Here is a 24707-nt window from a genome sequence, read left to right as displayed (position 1 = left end):
ATTTTATTTCCTTAAATGTTTTGTTTCACGTGAAACGCATTCTGTTATCTTCCCGAAAGTACTAATAATACATTTATGTCGCTGGGGGATACTCCTGGGATTCGACTCGCTTGTGCAATGGTTTCCGGATCAATCTTAACTAATTTCTGACGTGCTTCGGTAGAGAGGGATTGAATTGAATTATAATCAAATCTTCCTTTTATCTTTATGCCTTCTAAGCGAGCTAATTTGTCGGCTATGATTCTTTCACGGCCAATATAACCTTCATATTTGATTAAAATCTCTGCAGCTTCTATAACTTCTTCTTTTCTTTCAATTATTTCATCGAGTATACGTTTGAAAGCTGGAACATGTTCGGCTATATTCTCTATTGTTATTTGTGGCCGATTTATTAATTCTATTAACTTGCATCCTTGTCGAAGAGGGGTGGTGCCTAATTTTTCAAGAGAATCATTAATAAGAGACGCTTTTATCGAATAACTTTGTGCAAAAGAAATAATCCTTTCCACTGCTTCCCGCTTTCTTTTTAGAAGTTCGTATCGATCCTCTTTTACTAAACCTAGTCTCCATGCTTTTTCTGTGAGTCGCATATCTGCATCATCCATACGAAGCAAAATGCGATACTCGGCACGGGATGTAAACATTCGATAAGGTTCATCCACGCCTTTAGTTACAAGATCATCGATTAATACGCCAATATAGGCTTCATCACGGGAAAGAGTAAAAGGGGTTCCACCATGACAATTGATATGTGCGTTAATTCCGGCAATTATTCCTTGCCCTCCGGCTTCTTCATATCCGGTTGTTCCGTTTACCTGTCCGGCAAAAAATAAGTTCTTGATAATCTTCGATTCCAACGTATGTTTTAATTGAGTAGGATCGAAGTAATCATATTCTATGGCATATCCCGGTCGATAAATCACAAGATCTTTGAAAGCGGGTATCTTCTTTAATGCCTCTATTTGGGTACTCATTGGGAGTGAAGAAGAAAAACCATTCAAATATAATTCTTGTGTCGTTTCTCCTTCCGGTTCGAGGAATAACTGGTGCTGTTCCTTGTCAGGGAAAGTTACGATTTTGGTTTCTATACTTGGACAATAACGTGGACCTATACTTTGAATCTGCCCGTTGAAAAGGGGAGATTCTGAAAGTCCTTCACGCAGTATGCGGTGTGCTTCGGGATTCGTATAACACGTCCAACATTGCAGTTGCTTCAGATGACGTACTTGAGTGTCCATGAAAGAAAACTTATGGAAGTCTGTCTCTCCGTCTTGAGTATCCATTAATTCATAATGAACACTGCGTCCATCTATACGAACCGGAGTGCCTGTTTTCATACGTCCATACTCAATGCCATGCCTTGCTATGGATTCAGTCAATTGGTAGGATGCAGGTTCTGCCATGCGCCCTCCGGGCAACATGCTTTTACCAATATGCATCAAGCCATTAAGGAATGTACCAGCTGTAAGTACGATGCATTTAGCATGAAAGGTTACATCCCAGATAGTCTTTAATCCTATTATTTCACCGTTTTCAACGAGTAGCTCTTTTACGGTATCTTGCCAGATATGAAGATTGGGTGTATTTTCCAATACTTCTCGCCATGCCCAGATAAATTTATTACGGTCACACTGTGCACGTGGACTCCACATTGCTGGCCCTTTAGAACGGTTTAATATGCGGAACTGGATGGCAGTCTTGTCCGTAATCAATCCCATCTGTCCTCCTAAAGCATCAATCTCGCGTACAATCTGTCCTTTGGCAATACCTCCAACTGCCGGATTACAGCTCATCTGCCCGATTTTATTCATGTCCATTGTAATGAGACAAGTTTTGGAACCCAGATTAGCTGCCGCTGCCGCTGCTTCACAGCCTGCATGTCCGGCACCAATTACTATAACATCATACTTAAAGTCCATTCTTTCAATAGTTATGTTTCGAACGATGCAAAGTTACGAAAAAGGAAAACTACGGAAAGATTATTTTTGTTCTTTTATGAATGTTCTCCTGTCGGGGCCTACGCCTTTTATGATCAGCTTCTTCCAGTGAGGCGGCAACACGGATGGTAATTGGATGATTCCTTTGTCGGTAATTTGAATCCCCCCGAAGCCGTTGATTACGGCTTGTAACAGTCCTCCGGCTCCTGTCGCAAAGTAGGGGTTCTGGCTGGTTGCTGTTTCTGCAATTACTCCGAAAGGAGGACGTTGGTTAGGCTGAAAACTTTTTTTGTACATTTCATAGGCTTTTTCAGCTTCACCTAAACGAGCGTATTGCACGCAGAAAACAGAATAGGACATGGCTGGTCCGTTTTCGGGATCTATTTTGTCTGCATAGTAAGCCAGGTCTTTTCTTAAGGTGGTTGGATCGGATATTATCCCCAGTGGATACCCAAGTAGGTTGGCATCGGCTTGTTTGATCATTATTCCCTGATAGTCTTTATGCTCTCGTGTAGTACCATCATCGAAAGAGTGAATTCTCAAACTCTTGTAAACTTCCGACCATGCTCTGGGGGCTTTCTCTCCACAGATTGCCGCAGCTTTTGTCGCATCTTGAAGTGCCCGGATTGCAGAACCGTTGGTAAAGGCATTATCAGTTACTCCGTCTGCATATTCGTTGGCTCCTACCACATTACAGATGGAATAAGTACCATCTTCGTTCTTTTCTGCACGGCTAACCCAAAAATCAGCAGCTTCTTTCATAAGTGGGTATCCTTTTTCGATGAGCCATTTTTTGTCTTTAGTGATAGAATAATATGCCCAGCATGCTATGGCAACATCTGCTGTGATATGGTGTTCGAATGGTCCGGTCAATGCCCAGGAAGGGGTTGCTTCATTTCCTGAATCATCCGACTCCCAAGGAAACATGGCACCTTTATAGCCATGGATATAAGCTTTCTTGCGGGCTGCATCGAGTCGGTCGGTACGGTAATTGATCATGGATTCGGCTATTTCGCCATTGAGTAAAAGCATGGGTGGAAACATCCAGATTTCGGTATCCCAGAAGATGTGTCCATTGTACCCTTGCGCTGATAAACCCATTGGCGAAATGCTAAGCCTGCTTCCTGCCCGGCAAAAAGAATAGAGATTGTATAAAGCGAAACGTACATCCCTTTGAGCTTCTTTATCACCTTCTATGACGATGTCTCCTTCCCACAGTTCATTCCATAGGCAGCGGTGCGAAGATATCAGTCTCTGCGTTCCTTCATGCTTGGCATAAACGACCTGACGCTCTGATTCACCATAAGGGTCGGAAAAGTCTCGTGTTGAACAGATGACTGCAACCAAAGCAAAAGTTGCTGTTTCTCCTTTTTTTAATTGTTTCTCAACATACATGTTGTTATCCTTCTTGTTGGCCTGTATCGTATAGGTACTGTCCGGACATAGGAAAGATGAGGAAGCTGAAACATGCTGCGCTCCTTGTGCAGAGGGGGCGCTTGTCTGGAAAACAAGTTGCCTGCTGGTTCCATCTTGCATGGTTTTGAACACAGAGGTTGGCTTTCCATACTCATCAGGTACTTCCATTGTCTGAATTACTTTTAAACTTAAATTATCCAAAGCTTTCACGTTTACCCGGATTAACCCTGCGTAAGGCATATTTCGCAAAGCGCAAATACTATAACTGATTTCTGCTTTATTCAGCCCTGTGAACGAAGTATTATGTGTTGCTTCTTTCATATCGACCACTTGTTTCCAATCTTTGATATTGTCTTTGGTGATTTGTTCACCATCAAGTTCCAGAGTTAGGAGAAACGGATTAATGCCTCTTAAGACACGGCTTATTCCTCTGGGGCCATCGCTGTCGAATACATGGTTAAGAATGATATGACGAATCGAAAAAGGTTCTGACCAGGGAAGAATACCGATTCCACCGTTAGCTACCGGTGTCCCAACGTAGTTGGTAGTGTTATTTGCCTCTATTTTCCAATCATTGTTTTGTGCTGTTGACGTGAAAACAGATAAAATAAAAAAGCTGATAAAAAGATATTTCTTCATATGCGTTATTTGAGAGGTTATGGACTATGGTTGCAAATCTACGATATTTTTTGTTATATGTGACTTTTCCGTATCTTTGCAATAATTAAACCTGTCATTTTTAATATATGAAAAATATTCATCTATTCTCTGGTGTAGTAATAATGCTACTATTCGTTTCATGTTCACCCAAAGTAGTCACTGCTCTTGCTAAGACTTATCCCGAAGTTGTGTTACCTGATTCTGTCATTGTAATAGAAATGGGAGAAACTGTTCCTAATTCAGCCGAGGCAATTGGGCGAGTATCTGTAGTGGATAGAGGTTTTTCTACCCAATGCAAATATGACCAGGTTGTGTATTTGGCAAAGGAGGCTACCGGAAAAGCGGGAGGTAATGGACTTGTTATTACCAATCATATGGAACCTTCTTTTTGGGGGAGTTCCTGCCATCAGATATCTGGTTTGATGTTGCATCTTAGTAATCTGGAGGTTGATACTTTAAAAGCTAATCCCGTGCAAGACTTTCTCACGGTAACTAATGAAGAACGTCGTCAACGGATGGCACCCGCCAATACGTTTGAGATGAGTGTTGGTTACGGATGGATAACGAGCAGGCTTTATGATTATTCCGGTAATAGTTTGGGCCATAAAGGAGGAGTCGAATGGCGATTAGGTTACGAGCATGTTTGGAAGTCCGGTTTAGGAGTTGGATTCCAATATTCAGGCTATAGGGCTGCTTTTGACGAAGGAAATATGGTACTTTCTTATTTGGCTCCCGAATTGGTTGGTCGTACTAAATTGAATAAATGGATATTGAAATATGGAGTAGGTTTCGGACTTTTGCTTTATCATGAACCGAGTAATGATATGACTGGTTTCGGGGGGCATCTTACTATTGGCGTTGAATATATGCTTTCAAAAAACATAGGTCTTGGGGCAACTACAAGTTATGTCTCAGGCAGTCTTCCCAATGAAGATGACATGAATCTGAAAGAAAATGAAAGAAGCGGGATCAACCGTTTTAATTTATTAGGCGGCTTGCGCTTTTATTTTTGATTAGTACCTGGTTCTTTGTTTTGGAGAATGGTAACAATCGGTGGGGGAAATGAAAGCGATATATAGTTTTCTGAGGGAAGTGTGTTCGTGTGTACTACTTTACTCTCTCTTTATCAAGAAATCGCTTAAGGGGTGATTGATAATATATTCCTTAAGCGTTTTCCTTTTCAAAAAAGATGGCAGTGATACTAAAATAGTCAGATGAATAATAAACCTCAGTTCTCTGGCTTACAATTTGCTTATTTTTTATCAATGCAAAGTTTATTTCCTCATCTCCAAAGCCTTGTTTTCCGCTTCTTCCATGATCTCCCTCTCACCCGGTCCTTTGTCATTGATGCCGCAAAGATGGAGGATGCCGTGAATAATGACGCGGTGTAGCTCCGTATTGTAATCTGCTTCAAACTGTTCGGCATTCGTTTTCACTGTATCCAGACTAATGAAAAGGTCGCCAGCAAGACGGTTGCCTTCGCAGTAATCGAAGGTAATGATATCCGTATAGTAATCATGTTGCAGATATTGACGATTTACTTCCAGTATTTTTTCATCCGAACAGAAAATATAGGCGATTTCACCGATTCTCTTGCCATAAGCGGCAGCTACGGATTTGATCCATTCAGTCGTTTCACGCTTTTTGATATCAGGCATTTTTACGCCTTCGGTTTGGTAAGTTACAGCCATAATTGGAGTATGTTTTAAAAGAAAAATAAATAACTAATGAATATTGCAGCGATAATACCGGAAAAGTCGGCTATCAGTCCACAAGTGACGGCATTCCGGGTTTTGGTGATTCCTACACTGCCGAAATAGACCGCCAGAATATAAAATGTAGTGTCCGAAGCACCGCGTACTACACAACTGACACGGGAAACGAATGAATCGGGACCGAATTCTTTCATCGTGTCGATCATCAATCCGTTGGCCGCACTGCCGCTGAGCGATTTCATCAACCCTGTGGGCAACGCACCGACAAAACTGGTGTCGAGTCCGCAAAACCCCACTACATACCCGATGCCATCCACAAGGATGTCCATTGCACCCGAAGTCCGGAATACGGCAATGCCGACCAGAAAGGCTACCAGGTAGGGAATAATCCTTACCGCTGTGGAGAATCCTTCTTTAGCACCCTCTACGAAGGAATCATACACGTTTATCTTCTTTCGTATGCCCGTCAGGATGAAAAGGACGATGACACCGAACAGGATTATATTGGCTATCAAGGTGGAATAAGTGCCCATCTCTTCTCGAGAAAGACGGGTGAAAAGATAGATCAAGCCACCGAAGAATAAACTCAGGAATCCCATGAGTATCAATATTGGTTTGTTAATCAGGTTGATACGTTGGGAGATGCTGACAGTAATTACCCCTACGAGCGTAGAGATGAATGTGCTGAGTAGAATCGGGATAAAAATATCCGTAGGTTGTGCAGCTCCCAATTGGGCGCGGTAAACCATGATGGAAATGGGAATCAATATCAGTCCGGATGTATTGATAACCAGAAACATAATCATGGGATTGCTGGCAGTATCTTTTTTCGGATTCAGCTCTTGTAGCTCTTTCATAGCTTTCAATCCCATCGGAGTAGCAGCGTTGTCGAGTCCCAGCATGTTGGCGGACATGTTCATAAAGATAGATCCCATCACGGGATGTCCCTTCGGAATATCGGGAAACAAACGGCAGAAGACCGGACTCAGCCAGCGTGCCAATGCATTGATAAGTCCGCTGTTTTCCCCGATTTTCATGACACCGAGCCAGAGCGAGAGTACTCCCGTCAGTCCGAGCGAAACTTCAAAAGCTGTTTTCGAGGAAACAAAGGTCGAATTTATGATCTCAGTGAATATCTCAGTGTTCCCCGTGAAAATAAGTTTTCCCAAGGCTACGATGAAAGCAATGATAAAGAAAGCTATCCAGATGTAATTCAGAACCATGTTTGCTTGGTCGTTTTAGTAGTCAGTTTCATTTGCCAGATTCCAGGCATTGAGGAAAGCGGCTTTGGTGATGTATGTCAGTTTCTCGAAGTTTAATTTATCGGCATGGTCGGAAGGTTGATGGTAATCCGGATGCCCATCTGTGTGATACCAGATGATAGGTACTTCAAAACGGGCAAAAGAAGCATTGTCACTTCCTCCGACAGGTTTGTCCCAACTCCGGTAATCCGGTTGAAGACGGAAACCGTATTGGCGGATATCTTCTTTCAGCCATTCCCCGAAAACAGGATGGGACGCTGTATAGAAATACACCACATGTTCCGGACGGGCGTTATCCGTATTACGACCGATCATGTCGAAATTCAGATAGCCTTTAATCCGCTCGATGGAAGGAAAAGTCTGTGTGAAGTACTTGGAACCGAGCAGACCTATTTCTTCTCCGTCCCAAAAAGCGAAGATCACCGTGCGCAACGGCTGTTTTCCTGTTTCCATACATGCCTTAGCTATCTGTAGAACGGCAGACACACCGGAAGCATTGTCATCAGCACCGTTGTAAATCTGATCATTCACCAATGCAGGATCAGTTCCCAGATGATCGAAATGCGCACCGACAACGACAAATTCATTCTGCCGTTTGCCGGGGACGACTCCGAGTACGTTTGCCATGGACAAACACCGATGAGTCCCTTTTTTGATAGTGACGATAGAATCGGGATCGACCTCCCAGCGTCCTTTTTGTTGGCGTTCTTTGCGATAGCCTTCGAAAGGCTGATAATAGCCGAGGGAATCCAACGGAGCTATTCCGATCTCCTTCAACCGTGAAACGATGTAGCGCGCAGCCAGGCGCGAACCATGCTGACCGGCTTCGCGACCTTCCAATTCATCATCGGCAAGAAAACCGACAATCGCTTCCGCTGAGTGTTGTGTGATACTTTTTAACCCTTTCTCCCGCGGAGATTGGGCATGGATGGAGAGGACAATGAGCAGAAACCAGAAAGCTCCTAAAAATCTTTTATGCATAGTCGACGGCATTTATTATTGGACACTGAATGCAAAAATAGTTATAACTTTCCATATGCGGGTCTTTTTTTTGTTTATTTTTGAACCCGGTTGAATCCACTACGGATCACGCAGATAAAAGATTATGATCAAATGAAAACGAAGACAAAAGAGATTCAGAAAGAGTTGGAAGCCTATGTTGATCCGGTGAAAAGGGACTTTTTGCCTTATTTCTTTAAGACGGGAAAGGGACAATATGGTGAGGGTGATAAGTTTCTCGGTGTGGTAGTGCCCAATACCCGCCAAGTGGCTAAGCGGCATAAAGAGGAACCGTTCGAGGTAATGGCTGACTTATTGCAGAGCGAGTGGCACGAATGTCGTTTATGTGCGTTGCTGATGTTGGTGGAACGTTATAAGAAGTCCGATGAAACGGGGAGAAAAGCAATCTACGACTTCTATCTTACACAGACCTGCCGGGTTAATAATTGGGATTTGGTAGACCTTTCCGCTCCTTACATTGTCGGGGAATACCTGAAAGATAAATCCCGTGAAGATTTATATCGTTTGGCAGATAGCTCCTTGCTTTGGGATCAGCGTATAGCCGTTGTCGCTACCATTACATTGATCAGAAACAACGATTTCATCGACACTCTCCGTCTCTCAGAGAAGTTGTTACTGCATGAACATGATCTGATGCGGAAAGCGGTCGGCTGGATGCTTCGTGAAATGGGAAAGCGGGATAAAGATTTGTTGTTACAATTTCTGGATCAATATAGTAAGAAAATGCCTCGAACCATGTTGCGTTATTCCATCGAGAAATTGACGGAAGAAGAGAGGAAGTATTATATGCAACGATGAATAATGATGAATAATGGGGGCGTTATCGGATTTTAGCATACTTTGGTATGAAGTTCTTCTGAAGAAGACTATCTTTGTCTAATGTAACTGGTTTGAGACGGGTACGCCTACTTATTTAGTGAAATTGCTCAAGAAGCATCATTATGATTTGGAACGTATGGCACACGAGGAAACAAGTGCCGATGTACTCAATAGCATTGACGCTTCATCTACCGACCCTATTCCCGTCATCTACCAGAGCGGTTATCTTACTATCAAGGATTATGATCCAGAATTCGGTATTTACCGTCTGGGATTTCCTAATCGTGAAGTGGAAGAGAGGTTCATTCGCTTTTTGCTTCACTATTATACCCATTACAGTGCGGTGCAATCTCCGTTTGAGATAAAGAAATTTGTACAGGAAGTAGACAATGGTGATTATGATGCATTCTTTCGTCGCCTGCAGAGTTTCTTTGCAGATACCCCCTATGAATTAGCTCATGATTTGGAACTACATTATCAGAATGTACTTTTTATCGTTTTCAAACTGGTAGGTTTCTACGTAAAAGCGGAATACCATACCAGTGAGGGGCGCGTTGACCTTGTTCTGCAAACGGATAAATTTATTTATGTAATGGAGTTTAAATTGAATGGCACAGCGGAGGAAGCATTGCAACAGATTAATGAGAAGCACTACGCTTTGCCTTTTGCATCCGATCCCCGTAAGCTTTTCAAGATTGGGGTAAACTTTAGTAAGAAAACACGGAATATTGAAAAATGGATTGTGGAATGATTGTTCACTTTTCAATATATTCCTTATCAGATTGTTTCTTTTTCCCATGTTCTTGTGACAAGCATATCTTTTTGAGACGAAAAAATAGGAAGCCATAGATGGAAGATCGGCATTTTTATTCCGTTTTTTTGCTATATGTGTTGAGAATGTAGCATGTTCGGTTTCTTGGATAGCTATACCCAACACGTCAGGTAGGGATACTTGATATGTGGAATAGCTATGCCCAACGTGTAAAGTAGCAATGTCCATCACGTTGGGTAGCAATACCCATCAGCTCCGATATCCGCATTCATCATGTAAAATACCTCTTTTTGCTTTCTAATTCCAATAAAAGAGAGAAATAGGCTCTATTATTATTTTTTAGAACTGTAAAGATTCCTGTATCCGGCTGTATCATTGGAAAATATGAAAATTCGTTTCGTTTTTTCGCTTTCACTTGTATGTAGGGCGGAAAAAACGGAACCATGAGTGGGTAGGAAATACAAAGTGACAAAAAGTAATTGAAATCACAACGTTTTTTTGTTGGAAGAATACTATGTTTTGTTTTCACTTTTATTGTATAGTTATCGTTATTGTTGCATGTCCCAATTAATACATAGAATAAATAAGCATTGATTTTTCACAAAACATTTGCTTTTCTTGTTAAAAGTACTTTCCTTTGTGAGGAATCTCAGCTAGCCAGTGGGTTAGGGGAGGTTCTTATGAATAATTGAGAAAAGGCGTTTACCAAACGTTATCTTCTGAACTCAAATCTCGCAAATTTGAAATCTACAAGGAGATACGGCAACGGGGAGCGTCCACATTAGGTGCATATTCAAACATTGCGTTTGGCGTGGTGTTCTGTATATTTCATCTTGGCGTGGGCTAGCTGCGTTGCTTATCCTTGTAGATGGGCGATGCGAGAGCCTGAGTTCGGGATAAGCGAAAGTACAGACTTCCCATGCCTTTTTTTATTTATTGCTGAATCAGGGGAAAGTCTATAGGCATTAACCTATGTTATTTATGCTTAGTAATAAGAAGTTTAGTAGTAGGTCAATGTGTGTTCTTGCAGAAACAGTTTTGTTGTTGGCATTGCTTTTAGCATCGGGCTGTAGTAAAAGTGACGACAAAGAGGTGGAGTCCCCTGATATTGCATTGAACAAAAATGAATTAGTACTGGAAAAAGGAAAGACTGAACGATTGATTGCTTCCTTTACTCCAGGGGATGCATCTGACAAAGGACATACTTGGAGTTCGAGCGTACCCGGTGTTGCGACAGTCGATGAGACGGGAATGGTAACTGCTGTGGAACTTGGTGAGGCTGTTATTACCACAACTTCACTTGTTGGGAAAAAAACTGCCACATGTAAGGTTACGGTAGTAGATAAAGTGGTCAATGTGACAGGAGTATCTATTAATCCTATAGATACCACTATGGTAGTAGGAGATGATGTGACACTTGAGGCGACTGTAATTCCTGATAATGCAACCAATAAAGCTGTAGCTTGGAGTTCCGAAGATAATAGCATAGCAACAGTAGATCGCGATGGTAAAGTGACTGCCGTGGCAGAAGGGAAGGTTGCTATTAAAGCGACCACAAATAATGGAAGTAAAACGGCATCCTGCCAAATTACAGTTTTAAATAAAGGAGTAATAATATCTGCTCCCGAAGTTTCGGCCGTTACTTCAATATCGGCCCTAGTAACAGGGACGGCAAAGGCATTCGGGGTTAAGATCAGTGAGGTTGGTATCTGTTATTCTACAACCCCATCACCGACAATTAATGATAAAAAAGTTTCTTTATCCGGTGAGAGCCTCTCTTATACATTGACTAAATTAGAAGCGAATACTACTTATTATGTTCGTATTTACGCAATTACAGACGGCTCTGCCAAATATGGAGATCAGGCAATGTTTGCCACGAAAACGACAGTTGATATATCTATCCCCCAGATAACTTCTGTTTCTACATCCACGGCCTATATCCAAGGAACCATAACGACTTATGGTTTACAAACGGAGGAAATCGGCATTTGCTATTCAATTTCACCAATGCCAACAATTGCCGATACGAAAGTGATACTTTCGAACAACAATATTGCGTATACATTGAATGATTTGCAGCCGGAAACCACTTACTATGTTCGCATATTTGCCAAACTGAATGGGGATTATTATTATGGAGAAACAGGTGAATTTACTACAACAGGTATTATTAAAACACATTTCGAGGCTACTGATATATATGAGGACAAAATCATACTAATATCTGCCGCCCCAAGTGGAATAACTACTATTAATGTCTGTTACGGAACATCTCCAAATCCTAAGATTACGGATAATACAACGACTGCCAGCCTTGAAAGCGATGGTAAATTACATTTGGAATTGACTGCTTTAAAGCCTGGAACAACTTATTATATAAGGCCATATAATCGTATAGAGTCAAAGGTTGAGTATTTTGATGATGAGGTATTCATTCAAACCATTGGCGGTGATTTTTCTATTGACTTAAAAATCAATGGTTGTGAAAAAGATATGTCCGAAATGTATACTACGCGATATAAACTTTATCTTGAAATCGTATATGATATAAAAATTACCGGTACATATCTTGTTGAGGCAGTTGGAGATAATAGCTATTTGAAGAAAAATACCGACTACTCAAAATCAATATATTTGGAAAATGGAAGAGGTAGCTTTTATTTTCGGAAAGATGGTGGTTGGAAGGAATTTAACGGAATCGGTGCATATTATCTTGTTTTTCCATATGAGACGGATCTTAAATTTACAAATATAGATGATGATATACGTTATCACTATATCTTGAAAGAAAAAGGGTTGTACTATTTTGATTAAATTATAAATAGATATATGGGAATAACACGTCGGGAATTCATTAAAGAAGCCATAAAGCAGACTATCCCATTTTTGGGGATAATAGTATTGGCACCAAGTTTATTAAGTGCTTGCAGCAAAGATGACGAGCCGCTTGGTTGTAAAAACAGTTGTACTGGGACTGCCCAAGCGGGATGTGGTACGAGCTGTAGCAGTAGTTGTGTTGGGACTGCCCAAAATGGTTGCGGAAGCGGATGTAGTAATACTTGCAAAGAAGGTTGTAATGAAGAATGTAACAATACTGCCAAGTCTTCTTCATGCTCCGATTGTAGTGTCAGCTGTACGAATGGTTGTAAGGATAATTGTGGTAATAATTGCAAAGATTCTGCCACTTCATCTTCTTGTTCCGGTTGCGGTAATAGTTGTAATCAGGGATGTGCGCAGAATTGTGACACGACTTGTAGAACGGGATGTAATATCTCATGTTTGAATACTTGTGATAAATCTTGTCAAGGGAATTGCAACGTATCTTGCTTAGGAGGGTGTGATAGGTATTGTTTACACTCATGTACCCATGTCTGTATGCAAATGAACTACTAGAATCAATATGAATCAAGTTAAAATTAACGATAACTGGAAAGGCGGTATAGCAAAATCTATTACCTTCATCGTTACCAAAGACTGCCAGCTTGCTTGCAAATATTGCTATCTCGTAGGGAAAAACACAAAAGAACGAATGCCTTGGGAGATAGCTAAACAAGCGATTGATTATATTTTCGATAATGAACGGGAATTCCCTGAGGAATCAGTAGTTTGGGATTTTATTGGAGGTGAACCGTTTCTGGAAATAGGTTTAATAGATCGGATTTGTGATTATATTAAGATTGAAATGTTTAGGAGGAATCATCATTGGTTTAATTCCTACCGTTTTAGTTTTTCTACCAATGGCATCAACTATAGCGAAGAGAAAGTACAGCAGTTTGTTAAGAAGAATCTCGGCCATCTGAGCATTGGAATTACGATTGATGGAACAGAAATGAAGCATGATCTGAACCGGATATATAAAATTACCGGGCGAGGATCATACCATGATGTAGTTCGCAATATTCCCCTTTGGCTGGAGCAATTTCCCAATGCTGCTACAAAAGTAACGATCAGTAGTGCCGATATCCCTTATATCAAAGATAGCGTACTCCATCTTTATGGTTTAGGCATTCATGAGGTTAATATAAATTGCGTGTTTGAGGATGTTTGGCTACCGGGTGATGATATTTTGTTTGAAGAACAGCTACTGCTATTAGCAGATGAGATTATCGATAAAGAGTACTATCACGATTATGCTTGCTCTTTTTTTAGCGAACATTTGGGCAAACCGATGGATTGTGTTCATCAGAATCAGAATTGGTGCGGAGCAGGAAGAATGTTATCTGTGGATGCTGCGGGAAATTTTTATCCTTGTACTCGCTTTGCCCAATATTCATTGCGAAATAAGAAAGCTTGGATTATTGGAAATGTTTGGGACGGCATCGATAAGAATAAACTCCGTCCGTTTCTTACCTTAGACCGTTGTACGCAAAGTTCACAAGAATGTATAACCTGTGAAGTCGCTGAAGGATGTGCATGGTGTCAAGGAGAGAATTACGATGCAGCGGAAACTGCTACCATTTATCAGCGTTCTACCGCTATTTGTAAAATGCATAAAGCTCGTGTACATGCAAATAATTATTATTGGAATAAACTCTTTCCCAGATTGGAAAGGGAGAGAATGAATGAAAATCAAAGGTAAAATAAAACATTTATAATATAATCAACGAGTGTAATGCTTCAATATTTGATTATCGTATTAGATGACACTAGTATATCATACTGTCATTACAGTAATAAAGGGTTAGAAAATAGATTAATTGGATTGGAAGATCTCAAAGCAGGAGTAATGTTTGCGATGAAAGAGGATTTAACGGTTCAGTTTGTTTATCCGAGTTATGATTTGCCACAAGAATATAAAAATATTATAGATACGGTGAGGCACAGTAAAATAGTTCCGGCAGTCCATAAGGAGCATGCAGATGTAGTTGTGTTAGATGGCTGGATACAATTACGGACTTATTCGTATGAATTGAATGTTGCTTATGTGCTTCGTACTGTAAAAAAAGATTTCTTCAGATATTATACCGTTATTGGAGAAGTAATTTCCAAAATTTCTCGATTGAATGTAATTATAACCGATATAGAGACTTTTACAGAGAAAGATTTTGAAGCCTACCAATGCGTATTAAGTCGGATATCTTTTCAATTAGAGGATTTGCATAAACAAGGGAAAACTCCACAACTGAATTTATTGACTGATCGGCTGATGTTAAGTCGGATGAATAACTGTAATTCTGGTTGGGAGAGTGTAACGTTGGCTCCTAATGGTAATTTTTATGTTTGCCCGGCTTTTTATTATGAAACAGAAAACGATTCCATTGGGGATTTAAAATCAGGGCTGGATATTAAGAATTCCCAGCTTTATCGGTTAGATCATGCTCCTTTGTGCCGTAATTGTGATGCTTATCAATGCAGGCGATGTATATATTTGAATCGTAAGATGACTAATGAAGTTAATACTCCTTCGCATGAGCAATGTGTCGTTGCGCATTTGGAACGCAATGCTTCGCGCCTTTTACTGTCTGCTCTCAGACGGCAAATCAGGGAGTTTTTGCCTGGGCAGGATATAAAGGAACTAGTTTATCTCGATCCGTTAGATATAAGAAAAGAATTTTAAACTAATAATAATTGGTATGTTATGAAAAAGTTAATTGGAACTGTTTCTGAAGAGGAGAAGAATGAAATTCAGGCTTTGCATGAACGTCGTAATGGACTAAAAGAATTATCAAAAATAATAACTGTTGCTGATGAGGCTTTATATGAGAAACTGGTTAAGGATTTGGGTAATACAGGTCTGAAGTTTCAAAACTGGTGGGATCGTATGGCAGAAGAATATCATTGGGAAAGCATAGAAGGGGGAAATTGGGAGATAAATTTTATGACTAATGAGATTTATTTGGTGTACGAATAATAATATGCGATAGTTTTATAAATGGCATAAATAGACCGCACTATTTTGCCTTGTTTTTATCAATAGACTGATTCCGAAGTTTCCAAGAAAAACAAATAGTGTCAACTATTAGTAGAGTATTTTTGATTTATGCTATCTTTGTCGTCTATATCAGAAATATGTGTACGAGATTTTATGGAAGAAGACTTTAATATACGGGATCATCAACTAACGAGCCGCGAACGGGATTTTGAGAATGCACTTCGTCCACTTAGCTTTGAAGACTTTAGCGGGCAGGATAAAGTGGTGGATAATCTCCGCATCTTTGTAAAAGCCGCTCGTCTTCGTGGGGAAGCTCTTGACCATGTTCTTTTGCATGGACCTCCCGGACTGGGAAAAACAACGCTATCTAATATCATCGCTAACGAACTTGGGGTAGGATTTAAAATTACTTCAGGGCCGGTGCTTGATAAACCGGGTGATCTGGCCGGTGTACTTACCAGTCTCGAGCCGAACGATGTGTTGTTTATCGACGAAATCCATCGTTTGTCTCCGGTTGTGGAGGAGTATTTGTACTCTGCTATGGAAGATTACCGCATCGACATAATGATTGACAAAGGTCCTTCTGCAAGGAGCATTCAGATTGATCTGAGTCCTTTTACACTTGTTGGCGCAACTACCCGTAGTGGCCTGTTAACCGCTCCTTTGCGGGCACGGTTCGGCATCAACCTGCATCTGGAATACTATGATGATGATGTATTGAGCAATATCATCCGTCGTTCTGCTTCTATCTTGAATGTGCCGTGTTCGGTTCCCGCTGCCGGTGAAATAGCTTCCCGCAGCCGTGGTACGCCTCGTATTGCTAATGCACTGCTCCGCCGTGTACGCGATTTTGCACAAGTGAAGGGTTCTGGTTCCATCGATACGGAGATAGCTAACTTTTCGCTGGAAGCTTTGAACATCGACAAGTATGGGCTGGACGAAATAGATAATAAGATACTTTGTACGATTATCGATAAGTTCAAAGGCGGTCCCGTTGGACTTACCACCATTGCTACGGCTTTAGGAGAAGATGCCGGAACCATCGAAGAAGTTTATGAGCCTTTCCTGATCAAAGAAGGTTTCCTGAAACGAACGCCTCGCGGGCGCGAAGTAACGGAACTGGCCTATAAACATTTGGGGCGTAGCATTTACAATAGTAACCAAGGAAGCTTGTTTGGTAGTGATTAGTGGACTTATACTAATCATTTATCACTAAACAGTTAATCACTAACCTACATGAGTGGATTAAAATCATTAGCAAAAGATACTGCCATTTATGGTATCAGCAGTATTGTCGGACGTTTTCTGAACTATCTGCTGGTACCTATATATACCATATCACTGCCTGCCTCTACAGGTGGCTATGGAATCATTACGAATATGTACGCCATTACGGCACTTCTGTTAGTGTTGCTGACGTGCGGGATGGAAACTGGTTTTTTCCGCTTTGCCAATAAGGGAGAAGATGATCCGGTACGAGTTTATTCCACCACTTTGATGACGGTAGGTGGAATCTCACTCTCTTTTCTTTTTATTTGTCTGGTGTTTTTGAAGCCGATCGCTGGGCTGATGGGGTATGAAGATCATCCCTGGTATCTCGGCATGATGCTGATCGTAATTGCGATGGATGCCATTCAGAGCATACCGTTTGCTTATCTGCGTTATAAAAAACGTCCTATCAAGTTTGCAGCATTGAAACTGCTTTTTATCTTTGCCAGCATTGCGCTGAACATCTTTTATTTTGTAGGATTGAAAGGTACGAACGTGGGCGTTGCCTTCCTTATCAACCTCATCTGTACTTCCATCGTGATGGTTTGCTTGATTTCCGAACTTCGAGGCTTCCGCTATACGCTTGACCGGGAACTAATGAAGCGGATGTTCCGTTATTCTTTCCCTATCCTGATATTGGGAATTGCAGGTATATTGAACCAGGTTGCCGATAAAATCATCTTTCCGTTCGTTTATCCCGATAAAGCCACTGCCGATGTGCAACTGGGTATCTATGGAGCTACCAGTAAGATCGCCATGATCATGGCGATGTTTACACAGGCTTTCCGTTTTGCCTACGAGCCTTTTGTCTTTGGCAAAAGCAAGGAGAAAGACAACCGGAAGATGTATGCACAGGCCATGAAGTTCTTCATCATCTTTACCCTGCTGGCATTCCTTGCTGTAATGTTCTATCTGGACATACTGCGCTATGTCATCGGGCGCGGTTATTGGGAAGGGTTGAGGGTTGTTCCCATCGTGATGGCGGCTGAAATGTTCATGGGCATCTATTTCAATCTTTCGTTCTGGTACAAGCTGACCGATGAAACCCGGTGGGGAGCCTATTTCTCTCTCACCGCTTGTACGATCGTGATCTTGATGAACATATTCCTTATTCCCATTTATGGGTATATGGCTTGTGCATGGGCAGGATTCACGGGATATGCCGTTGCCATGCTGCTATCTTATTTTGTGGGACAGAAGAAATACCCCATCGACTATGACTTGAAAAGCATTGGGGCTTACGTCCTTCTGGCACTCGTGATATACGGCATAGGGGAGTGGCTGCCTTTGGAGAATATGATCCTCCGCATGCTGGTTCGTACACTTTTGCTTTTTGTATTTATAGGATATATTGTCAAACACGACTTACCGTTAAGGCAAATACCGATTATTAACCGTTTTGTGAAGAAATAATTATGAAAACAGACAACCGTAACATTTTTGCAGTCAAAAGCTTTCTGCGTGAATATCTCGACCTGAGAAAAGATAAAGACAATGAGCTTGAAACCGTAGATTCCATCCGTAAGGGAGTTGAATTCAAAGGAGCTAACCTCTGGATTCTGATTTTCGCCATTTTTATGGCTTCCCTGGGATTGAATGTCAACTCAACTGCTGTGATTATCGGTGCGATGTTGATCTCTCCGCTGATGGGACCTATCATGGGAGTAGGTCTTTCTGTGGGGCTGAACGATTTTGAACTGATGAAACGCTCCTTGAAGAGTTTCCTTATCACGACAGCGTTCAGTGTTACTACGGCAACCATTTTCTTTCTTTTTACCCCCATTGCTGAGGCGCAATCTGAGTTGTTGGCACGTACTTCGCCTACAATTTATGACGTATTCATCGCTCTCTTCGGTGGATTGGCAGGTGTGGTTGCGCTCTCCACGAAAGAGAAAGGAAATGTGATTCCGGGCGTAGCCATCGCGACAGCGTTGATGCCTCCGTTGTGTACGGCTGGATATGGATTGGCATCCGGTAACTTAATTTATTTCCTGGGTGCTTTTTACCTGTATTTTATAAACTCCGTATTCATCAGCCTTGCTACTTATATCGGTGTCCGGGTGATGCACTTCCAGCGAAAAGAGTTTGTCGATAAGAACCGTGAGAAGAAAGTGCGGAAATACATTATCCTGATTGTCGTTCTGACCATGTGTCCGGCTGTTTATCTGACTTTTGGCATTATAAAGAGTACGTTCTACGATACTGCTGCCAACCGTTTCATTAATGAGGAGCTGAACTTTGAGAATACGCAGGTTCTTGATAAAAAGATCAGTTACGAGAAGAAGGAAATCCGTGTCGTCCTGATCGGCCCGGAAGTTCCGGATGCTTCTATCGAACTGGCGCGTAACAAGATGAAACAGTATCAACTGGAGAACTCCAAACTGATTGTTTTGCAGGGGATGAATAATGATGCGATGGACATATCCTCTATCCGTGCCATGGTGATGGAAGATTTCTATAAAAACAGCGAACAGCGGTTACAGGAACAGCAAGTGAAGATTTCCTCTTTGGAGACAACTTTGAAGAAGTATAAGACTTATGACGCGATGAGCCGTACCATTATACCGGAATTGAAGGTATTGTATCCTTCGGTGAAGTCCGTTTCCATCTCTCATTCTTTGGAAACTTCGGTGGATTCGTTGAAAACCGATACGGTAGCACTGGCTGTATTGAAGTTTGAAAGGCATCCGAGTGAAAATGAAAAGAAGAAAATCACCGAATGGTTGCAGGCTCGTGTGGGGGCAAAGAAGATTAAACTGATTGTGGAATGAGAGGAATCTCATCAACTTACTAAAATGATATGAGACTGAAGCAAATTATTTTACTTGTGTTTGTTGTATGCAGTATGGGGGTACATGCCGATGAAGGCATGTGGCTCTTGGGCAATTTGAACAAACAGACCAGGCAGGCTATGAAAGAGTTGGGATTGCAGATGCCTGCCGATAAAATTTACAGTCCGAGGAAAGCTTCGTTAAAAGATGCGGTTGTCAGCTTTGGAGGGTTTTGTTCCGGTGTAGTGGTTTCGGAAGACGGGCTGGTCTTTACCAATCATCATTGTGGTTTCAGTAGCATACAGCAGCACTCCACCGTGGAGCATGATTATCTGAAAGATGGATTTGTTGCTCACAACCGGTCGGAAGAACTGCCCAATCCGGAACTGTATGTCCGCTTCCTGCTTCGCACGGAAGACGTGACAAAGCGTGTTTTGAAGGCAACCGATGATTCGATGAATGAAGCGCAGCGTACAATGGCCATCGATTCCATTGCCCGTCTCATATCGGACGAAGTTAGCCGGAAGGACTCTACACTAGTGGGAGTGGTAGATGCTTATTATGGCGGGAATGAATTCTGGCTTTCCGTTTATCGCGATTTCAACGATGTCAGGCTTGTGTTTGCGCCTCCTTCTTCTATCGGGAAGTTCGGATGGGATACGGACAACTGGATGTGGCCCCGTCATACAGGTGATTTTAGCGTCTTCCGTATCTATTCCGATAAGAACAACCGTCCGGCTGATTATTCCCCGGAAAATGTGCCTTACCATCCCCCCTATGTCGCTCCGGTGTCTCTGGATGGCTATAAAGAGGGGTCTTTCTGTATGACATTGGGTTATCCGGGTAGTACGGAACGTTTTCTTTCTTCTTTCGGCATAGAGGAGATGATGAACGGTATGAACCAGGCGATGATCGATGTGCGTGGGGTAAAACAGGCGATCTGGAAACGTGAAATGGATCGTAGGGATGATATTCGCATCAAATATGCCTCCAAATATGATGAAAGTTCCAATTACTGGAAAAATAGCATCGGAACTAATAAAGCTATCCGTAAACTGAAAGTCTTGGAGAAAAAGCGTGAGATGGAAGCTACCCTCCGCCAATGGATTCAGAATACGCCTGGGGAACGGGAAGAACTGATGCATTTACTATCCTCTTTGGAGTTGAATTATAAAAGCCGCCGGGAAGCAAACCGTGCGTTGGCGTATTTCGGTGAGTCATTTGTCAACGGCCCGGAACTGATTCAACTGGCATTGGAGATACTCAACTTCGATTTTGAAGGCGAAGAGAAGCAAGTGATTGCCCACCTGAAAAAGATTATTGAGAAATATGAGGATTTGGATCTTTCCATCGACAAAGAGGTCTTCACTGCTTTATTGAAAGAATACCGCGAGAAAGTACCGGCTCGTTATTTGCCACCGATGTACCAAACGATTGATACACTCTATAATGGTGACGACAAGGCTTATGTCGATACGTTGTATGCCCGTTCGGAGATAACCACGCTGCGTGGCTTAAAACGTTTCTTCGAGAAGGATACCACCTTTAATATCATTGAAGATCCTGCCATATCTTTAGGCATAGATATGCTTGCTTCCTATTATGATATGAATTTTGAAATGCGGGAGGCTTCGGAGAAGATTGAACGTGACGAGCGTTTGTTCAATGCTGCCGTACGTCGTATGTATGCCGATCGTAATTTCTATCCGGATGCCAATTCTACCATGCGTCTCAGTTTTGGTACGGTTTGCAGTTATTCCCCTTTTGATGGGGCTTTTTATAACTATTACACGACCCCGATGGGCATTTTTGAGAAGATGCGCGATCATCAGGGAGATCCTGATTTTGAAGTAAGCCCACGCTTGCTGGAGCTATTCTGTGCAGGAGATTTTGGGCGTTATGCCGATGAAAAGGGCGAAATGAAGGTCTGCTTTATCTCTAATAATGATATAACCGGTGGTAACTCAGGGAGTGCCATGTTCAATTCCAAAGGAGAACTTCTTGGTCTTGCTTTCGATGGGAATTGGGAGGCCATGAGTAGCGACATCGTTTTCGAACCTGAATTGCAGCGTTGTATCGGAGTGGATGTACGCTACATGCTTTTTGTAATTGAGAAGTATGGTGAGGCAGCCAATCTGGTCAAGGAATTAAAGATCAAGTGACCGCTTCTTCTTATCAACGCTTTAGGATGATTACCGTTACAGCCGTGATTATAAGTGCTATACCTGTGCCTATATTGCTCGTAAACGGTTCTCCGAACATAAAGATACCTACACTAACCGCTGTTACAGGTTCCATCGCTCCTAATACGGAGGTCAGTGTAGAGCCGATGCTCTTCACTGCTCGGACTAGGGCAAGATTGGATATGACTGTGGGTATAATGGCTAACATTATCAGATTCCCTCCTGTACGTAAATCAGGGATCATTTGAAGGGTTCCTGAAACGTTTATTCCTATAAACAGAAGCAGTGAACCGAAGAGAAATACGTAAAAAGTCAGTAGCAACCCTTTCATTTGCCCTACTTTCAGTTGGCTGACCGTTACCAGATAAAGCGCATACCCCAAGGCTGAGAGCAACACAATGATAATGCCGATTAATGTAATGCTTCCCGAATCATCTCCCCGTGATAGGAAAAAGACCCCTGTTATGGCAAGTGCGATAGCCAGAAATCTCCATATGGACTTTCTTTCATGAAAAAAGATCATCATGATCAATGTAGTCATTACCGGATACATAAAGTGTAACGTAGTAGCTACCCCGCTTGCCATAAATTTATATCCCCAAAAGAGGAAAACAGCCGACATAAGGTATAGTAATGCTAATAATATGAGTGATGGAATTGCAGACCGGTTGATCCGGAAAGATTCACCGTTGAGCAACAAGATGCCCCCTAATGCCAGTGTGGCAAACAAAAAACGGTAGAGTAATATGGAGTCGAACTGCATCCCTTGCATCATGGCAGGTATCGTGAACATCGGGATGAGTCCGAAAGATGCCGATGATAGAAGCCCGTATAAGAAACCGTTAAACTTGTTCATGTCAAGGAGTAGGATTAATCGTTAAATTCGGTGCAAAGGTAATATTTTTCCTGATTTTGTTAATCCATCTTCTATAAAAACAGAATTGCCTGGTAATGGGAGGGTATCCAACCCCTCATAAATAACAATCACCCACGCTACAAAATTGATATAGCGTGGGTGATTATCTTGAAGAAGGGGGAGCTATTACACATCCCCTTGTTTCTTTGGTGGAATAATATTCTAATATAATTAGTGCTAGAATTTATTTCTTCTTCGGCTTTCTTTTCGCCCAGCCTTCTTCACTAAAGTCCGGTGCATCTCCTTTGAAGAATTGTTTCCAGTCATCTTGCTTTCCACGCGCACTTGAGTATCCGCGTTCTTCCCTGCTAGACTTTTGTTTCTTGCTGTCAGCCTGTTTGGTTGATTTTCCGGCTTTATCTTTCCGGGAGCTAGAAGATGCTGAAGATGACTCTTTGCCGCCTTCTTTGCGCTTATAACCGCCTTTTTTCTCAGAAGAACTTTCTTCTCCTGCTACTTCGACCGAAACTCTGCGACCGTTCCAGTTTGCGCGGCTCAATGCTTTAATGACATTTTTGGCTTCCTTTTCTTCTACTTCAAAGAAAGAAAAGTTCTTCATAAGGTCAATGCGTCCCAATTCGATGCGTCCGCGGGTATTGCTGTTTAACAGACCAATCAGTTCGTTCGGGAAGAAGTTGTCCATCTTTCCGAGATTGATGAATAAGCGGGTGAATCCGGGAGCTGCTTTTCGGCTGCCACCTTCACGATTTCCACGTCCTTCACCGCGACTGCCGCGTTCTCCGCGACTTTCCGTTGTAGGTTGTTGTATGTCCTCACGGTTATGATAGTATTCGGAGAACCGATTAAATTCATGCGATACCATCCGCTTGATCAGGTCTTCCTTGCTTAACCATTCCAACTTACGATATATTTCCGGCATGAAATTGGCGATCTCTTCTTCGTTTACTTCCACTTTTTCCAGATCATCGATCACTTTGATGAGCTGCTTTTCGCAGATCTGTTGACCGGTAGGTATTTCTCCCGGAAGAAATTTCTTGCCGATGATACGTTCTATTGCACGCATCTTTCCTTTTTCGCGCAAGTTGATAATGGCAATGGAAGTACCTGTCTTTCCGGCACGTCCCGTACGTCCGCTACGGTGTGTGTAGCTTTCCGTATCATCGGGCAAACCGTAGTTGATAACATGCGTCAGGTCATCAACGTCCAATCCACGTGCAGCCACGTCCGTAGCTACCAGAAGTTGCAGGTTGCGGATACGGAACTTCTGCATGACAGCATCCCGTTGAGCTTGTGACAATTCCCCATGCAGTGCATCGGCATTATAGCCTTCTTGCATCAATTTGTCAGCTATTTCCTGCGTCTCCTTACGGGTACGGCAGAAGATGATGCCATAAATCTGTGGGTAGAAATCTACGATTCGTTTCAACGCGGCATATTTATCTTTAGCATGTACGGTATAAACTACATGCTTGACATTGCTGGTTCCCTCATTTTTACGTCCGATAGTAATCTCTTTCGCATTATGGAGGTAGTTTTTGGAGATACGAGCTATCTCCGGGCTCATGGTAGCTGAGAATAACAGTGTGTTACGCTCTTGGGGCACATCGGCTAAAATAGCATTGATGCTGTCGGTGAATCCCATGTTCAGCATCTCGTCTGCTTCATCCATCACTACGTTGCGGATGGTGGAAAGAGAGACGGTTTTGCGTTCCATCAGGTCTAACAAGCGTCCGGGTGTAGCTACAATGATGTGTACTCCCCGTTTCAGGCTTTTTATCTGACTGTCTATAGACGATCCGCCATATACCGGCAGCACTTTCAGGCCGTCCACATATTTGGAGTAATCGTTCAGATCGCCTGCTATTTGCAGGCAAAGCTCCCTTGTGGGGCATAAAATCAGTGATTGGGGAACCCGGTTCTTCACGTCGATCTGTTGTATCAGCGGCAGACCAAATGCGGCTGTCTTTCCTGTTCCGGTTTGGGCAAGAGCTACAACATCATTATTTTCTCCTAAAAGGTACGGGATTACTTCCTCTTGTACCGGCATGGGAGTCTCGTATCCCATTTCTTCGACTGCTTTGCGTATCTCGGGAGATAGGCCCAGCTCTTCAAATGTCTTCATTAAATCTCT

Annotated in this window: 18 protein-coding genes and 1 pseudogene; 12 read left to right on the top strand and 7 right to left on the bottom strand. The window is 42.2% G+C overall.

All coding sequences use genetic code 11. The features are described 5' to 3' along the window. Nucleotides 1-44 precede the first annotated feature (44 nt). The gene (gene mnmG, locus H8744_RS05315) at nt 45-1919 is read right to left on the bottom strand and encodes a tRNA uridine-5-carboxymethylaminomethyl(34) synthesis enzyme MnmG (protein ID WP_262433844.1); all 1875 of its coding nucleotides are present in this window, start codon (nt 1917-1919) and stop codon (nt 45-47) included. Between the two features lie 60 nt (nt 1920-1979). Then, nucleotides 1980-3992 (bottom strand): kojibiose hydrolase, encoded by a 2013-nt coding sequence (locus tag H8744_RS05310; protein WP_262433843.1) that lies wholly within the window; start codon nt 3990-3992, stop codon nt 1980-1982. A 107-nt stretch (nt 3993-4099) separates the two neighbouring features. Here H8744_RS05310 and H8744_RS05305 point away from each other — a divergent pair, with 107 nt between their 5' ends. Then, nucleotides 4100-5026 carry an outer membrane beta-barrel protein gene (locus tag H8744_RS05305; protein ID WP_262433842.1) on the top strand — a complete coding sequence of 309 codons (927 nt, stop codon included), beginning with the start codon at nt 4100-4102 and terminating at the stop codon, nt 5024-5026. 261 nt (nt 5027-5287) lie between these two features. Here H8744_RS05305 and ybeY read toward each other — a convergent pair whose 3' ends face one another. The 3 genes from ybeY to H8744_RS05290 are packed head-to-tail and all read right to left on the bottom strand — an operon-like array spanning nt 5288 to nt 7971. Next, nucleotides 5288-5704 (bottom strand): rRNA maturation RNase YbeY, encoded by a 417-nt coding sequence (gene ybeY, locus H8744_RS05300; protein ID WP_262433841.1) that lies wholly within the window; start codon nt 5702-5704, stop codon nt 5288-5290. A gap of 14 nt (nt 5705-5718) precedes the next feature. Next, nucleotides 5719-6951 (bottom strand): nucleoside recognition domain-containing protein, encoded by a 1233-nt coding sequence (locus H8744_RS05295; protein ID WP_262433840.1) that lies wholly within the window; start codon nt 6949-6951, stop codon nt 5719-5721. 15 nt (nt 6952-6966) lie between these two features. Beyond that, complete coding sequence (locus H8744_RS05290) at nt 6967-7971, bottom strand: M20/M25/M40 family metallo-hydrolase (protein WP_262433839.1); 1005 nt, start codon at nt 7969-7971, stop codon at nt 6967-6969. A 132-nt stretch (nt 7972-8103) separates the two neighbouring features. Here H8744_RS05290 and H8744_RS05285 point away from each other — a divergent pair, with 132 nt between their 5' ends. From H8744_RS05285 to H8744_RS05235, 11 genes and pseudogenes are all read left to right on the top strand, one after another. Further along, nucleotides 8104-8808 (top strand): DNA alkylation repair protein, encoded by a 705-nt coding sequence (locus H8744_RS05285; protein ID WP_262433838.1) that lies wholly within the window; start codon nt 8104-8106, stop codon nt 8806-8808. A gap of 88 nt (nt 8809-8896) precedes the next feature. Then, nucleotides 8897-9580: pseudogene (locus tag H8744_RS05280) on the top strand (PD-(D/E)XK nuclease domain-containing protein); the annotation flags it as partial. A gap of 1002 nt (nt 9581-10582) precedes the next feature. After that, on the top strand, nt 10583-12418 hold the full coding sequence (locus tag H8744_RS05275; protein ID WP_262433836.1) for an Ig-like domain-containing protein: 1836 nt from the start codon (nt 10583-10585) through the stop codon (nt 12416-12418). A gap of 15 nt (nt 12419-12433) precedes the next feature. Continuing rightward, a complete protein-coding gene (locus tag H8744_RS19135) occupies nt 12434-12997 on the top strand; it encodes a hypothetical protein (RefSeq protein WP_500793321.1) in 564 nt (187 codons plus the stop codon). Nucleotides 12998-13004: 7 nt separating this feature from the next. Beyond that, a complete protein-coding gene (locus H8744_RS05265) occupies nt 13005-14183 on the top strand; it encodes a radical SAM peptide maturase, CXXX-repeat target family (RefSeq protein WP_262433834.1) in 1179 nt (392 codons plus the stop codon). 33 nt (nt 14184-14216) lie between these two features. Beyond that, entirely contained in the window at nt 14217-15161 is a 945-nt protein-coding gene (locus H8744_RS05260; RefSeq protein WP_262433833.1) for a CXXX repeat peptide maturase, read from the top strand. A 21-nt stretch (nt 15162-15182) separates the two neighbouring features. After that, nucleotides 15183-15455 carry a CXXX repeat peptide modification system protein gene (locus tag H8744_RS05255; protein WP_262433832.1) on the top strand — a complete coding sequence of 91 codons (273 nt, stop codon included), beginning with the start codon at nt 15183-15185 and terminating at the stop codon, nt 15453-15455. 174 nt (nt 15456-15629) lie between these two features. Continuing rightward, nucleotides 15630-16664 (top strand): Holliday junction branch migration DNA helicase RuvB, encoded by a 1035-nt coding sequence (gene ruvB / locus H8744_RS05250; protein ID WP_262433831.1) that lies wholly within the window; start codon nt 15630-15632, stop codon nt 16662-16664. A 48-nt stretch (nt 16665-16712) separates the two neighbouring features. Then, nucleotides 16713-18158, top strand: a complete 1446-nt coding sequence (locus H8744_RS05245; RefSeq protein ID WP_262433830.1) for a lipopolysaccharide biosynthesis protein — start codon at nt 16713-16715, stop codon at nt 18156-18158. 2 nt (nt 18159-18160) lie between these two features. After that, nucleotides 18161-19516 (top strand): TIGR00341 family protein, encoded by a 1356-nt coding sequence (locus H8744_RS05240; protein WP_262433829.1) that lies wholly within the window; start codon nt 18161-18163, stop codon nt 19514-19516. 29 nt (nt 19517-19545) lie between these two features. Next, the gene (locus H8744_RS05235; RefSeq protein ID WP_262433828.1) at nt 19546-21678 is read left to right on the top strand and encodes a S46 family peptidase; all 2133 of its coding nucleotides are present in this window, start codon (nt 19546-19548) and stop codon (nt 21676-21678) included. A 13-nt stretch (nt 21679-21691) separates the two neighbouring features. Here H8744_RS05235 and H8744_RS05230 read toward each other — a convergent pair whose 3' ends face one another. Together H8744_RS05230 and H8744_RS05225 are read right to left on the bottom strand one after the other, a co-directional pair. Continuing rightward, entirely contained in the window at nt 21692-22555 is an 864-nt protein-coding gene (locus H8744_RS05230) for a DMT family transporter (protein WP_262433827.1), read from the bottom strand. Between the two features lie 244 nt (nt 22556-22799). Further along, a complete protein-coding gene (locus H8744_RS05225; RefSeq protein ID WP_262433826.1) occupies nt 22800-24698 on the bottom strand; it encodes a DEAD/DEAH box helicase in 1899 nt (632 codons plus the stop codon). Between the last annotated feature and the right edge of the window lie 9 nt (nt 24699-24707).

Origin of the sequence: Jilunia laotingensis, from assembly GCF_014385165.1 — a bacterium.
Lineage (GTDB): Bacteria > Bacteroidota > Bacteroidia > Bacteroidales > Bacteroidaceae > Bacteroides > Bacteroides laotingensis.
This window is presented reverse-complemented; position numbering and strand designations above follow the sequence as displayed.